This window comes from Leptolyngbya sp. FACHB-36, assembly GCF_014695955.1.
In the GTDB taxonomy this organism is placed as follows: Bacteria; Cyanobacteriota; Cyanobacteriia; order Leptolyngbyales; family Leptolyngbyaceae; genus FACHB-36.
The window spans coordinates 1-2,681 of sequence record NZ_JACJPG010000021.1 but is presented as its reverse complement, the minus strand read 5'-3'; the positions used below and the strand labels follow the sequence as shown (position 1 = coordinate 2,681).

At 56.8% G+C, this 2,681-nt stretch carries 1 protein-coding gene and 1 pseudogene; one reads left to right on the top strand and one right to left on the bottom strand.

The annotated features are described in order from the left end of the window. Positions 1 to 2,052: ATP-binding protein (locus H6F43_RS00250; RefSeq protein ID WP_190340037.1), on the top strand; the 2,052-nt coding region annotated here is incomplete at its 5' end. A gap of 290 nt (positions 2,053 to 2,342) precedes the next feature. Here H6F43_RS00250 and H6F43_RS00245 read toward each other — a convergent pair. After that, positions 2,343 to 2,681 (bottom strand): annotated as a pseudogene (locus H6F43_RS00245) (hypothetical protein); the annotation flags it as partial.

Here is a 2,681-nt window from a genome sequence, read left to right as displayed (position 1 = left end):
GAGAAACCGATCAAGAACTGGCGAGAAGTCGCGATCGCCCTGCAACAGGCGGGATATCACCAGTCCCCCGTCGAGCCGTCGATCGTGCCCACCCGCCCATTGCACAACCTGCCCACTCGCGAAGGCGAGTTTCTGGTGCGCGATCGAGAGCTCCAGCAACTGCTAGAAATGCTGTCGTTCGAGAGTCCGATCGCCTGCATCAGCGTCGAGGGCATCGGCGGCATGGGCAAAACTGCTTTAGCGCTGGCAGCCGCCTATCGCTGTTTAGAGGCATCCACGTTTGGCGCGATCGTCTTCACCTCCGCCAAACCGCAGCGGCTGACGCCCCACGGAATTCTGTCGCGTTTGAAACCCGACCGCAGCTTACCCGATTTGTTTCGAGCGATCGCCCATACGCTCAACCAATCCAACATTCTGTTAGCCGAGTTTCAGGAGCAGCTAGAGCAGATTCATGCACGGCTAGCGCAGCAGCCAACGCTGCTGATTGTGGACAACTTGGAAACCGTGGAGGACTACGAAGCGGTGCTGGCATTTTTGTACGATCTGCCTGCGCTGGTTAAAGTGGTGATCACCAGTCGTCGGCAGACCCCCTTTGCAACGCTGCGTCTGAATCCGCTGTCCGAGTTCGAGAGTTTGCGCCTGATTCAGCGGCAAGCCGTCCTAAAGCAGCTTTCCTTGCGATCGACCGACGCTCAGCGACTGCACCAGCGCACCAGCGGCATTCCCGCCGCGATCGTCTACGCCGTGGGTCAATTAGCCGCAGGCTACCCGCTGAAAGACGTGCCCGATCGGCTAACGCTGGCAACCGGAGAGTATGCGCGCTTCTATTTTGAGGGTTCGATTATGCCCCTGCGCGGTGAACTTAGTCATCAACTGCTGATGGCGCTGGCGCTGTTTTCCCGATCGGCGCTGCCCGACGCGCTGGCTCATGTCGCCGACAGTCCCGATCTGGCTTGCGCGATCGAGGGCTTAGCGCGGTTGCAACAGCGATCTCTGGTCTATTTGCTGGAAGACCGCTACGATATGCTGGCGCTGACGCGGGAGTACGCGATCGCCGAATTGAGAAATCATCCCAACTTCGAGCAGGCAGCGCGAGCGCGCTGGGTGACCTGGTACCTGGATTTTGCTCAGCAGCACGGCGGCAAGGACTGGAAGGAGTGGAACGAGTACGGACCACTGGAGCAAGAGTGGGAAAACTTGCAGGCGACGATCGAATGGTGCATCGCCAGCGATCGCTACGAAGACGTGCGTCAGTTCTGGCAGCGGGTGAACGGCTACACGCACGCTCAGGGATACCGCAGCAACCGCATTAGCTGTTGGGCAACGCGCCTAGACTGGACAGAGTGGCTGATTCAAGCGGCAGAATCTCGACAGGACTGGGAGACGGTGCTAGAGGTAATGGACAATCAGGGCTGGACGCTAATTCTGCTAGGGCAGTCTCACCATCTGGAGCTGGCGGACGCGCTGTACCAGAAAGCTTGGCGGCTCCGCCACCACAAAGACAGTCTCTTTCAGAGTCAGCTAGCCATTCATGTTGCTGTGCTGCGAATTCAGCAGGAGCAGTTTGCTGACGCGATCGACTGGCTCCTAAAGGCAGAGCAACTGCTTAGTCGCGCCACTCCTGATTGCGACCATCCGCGATCGCGCCTCCACGTGTTGTACTATCAGGGCGAGATTGCCTACAAAACTGGCGACTATCCACGGGCACGATCGTGCTTCCAACCCGCCTTGGCTCAGGCTCAAGCGCTGAACTGGCAGCGGGCGATCTTTTTGGTAAAAGACTGGCTCGCCAATATCGCCATCCAGCAGGAGCACTACAATGAGGCGCAAGGGCTGTTGCAGGAAGGATTGTCGATGGCAGAACTCAACCGCGATGAATGCCGCGCTGCCTTCTGCAAGCGATCGATGTCTCGGTTAGAGAAAGCGCGGGGCGAAGAAGCGGTCGCTGTTCATTGGGCATCTGAGGCGATGCGGAGTTTCCAGCAGTTGGGAATGATGCAGGAAGCAACGGAAACTGCTGTGCTGCTGGAAGCGCTGAGGATTAGAGAGTAAGGGCGATCGCGATCGCCGAATTGATTGACAAATCGCTTGCGCAAATTGAAGACCTCTCCCTAACCCTCTCCTCGCAGGAGAGGGAACTAGAAATTTGTCGGGCTCCTCTTTCCGTGCTGGAGAGGGGTTGGGGGAGAGGTCCTTCGAAGTTTTGTCAGTCAATCAGGTCCGATCGCTCCTTCCCGCTTATACCAATTCTCTAAATTCCAGTTACAGATCAAACGACTGAAACGTTGACGAAATCGAGCGTTTGCAATTCCAAATTGCGAATTGCGAATTGCGAATTGGTATTACTCCCAAACTCGCAGTGCTTCTTCAAGGGAAAACTCTACCCTCGGTCGAGATTGTTCGGTAGAGCCATCGATCGTGCTGTGGACGATTTGCAGCGGTTCGCAATCGGCTGGAACTGCCTTTAGGTCCGCTGCCAGCTCGAAGCCGAAGTGTTTGCGGAAAAGCACTTGGGTCAGGGCGTAGGCGCGGTACCAAGCCTGCCGATCGTTCTCCCCACGCACACCGAAATAGGGAAAGTGGTGAATGAACTGCCCGAATAGTGTGTCACAGTCTTTGGCATATTTGTCGGTATCCAAGATGTGGCAGTGCCAGACCTGATCGATCTCCCAGGTGGGAGT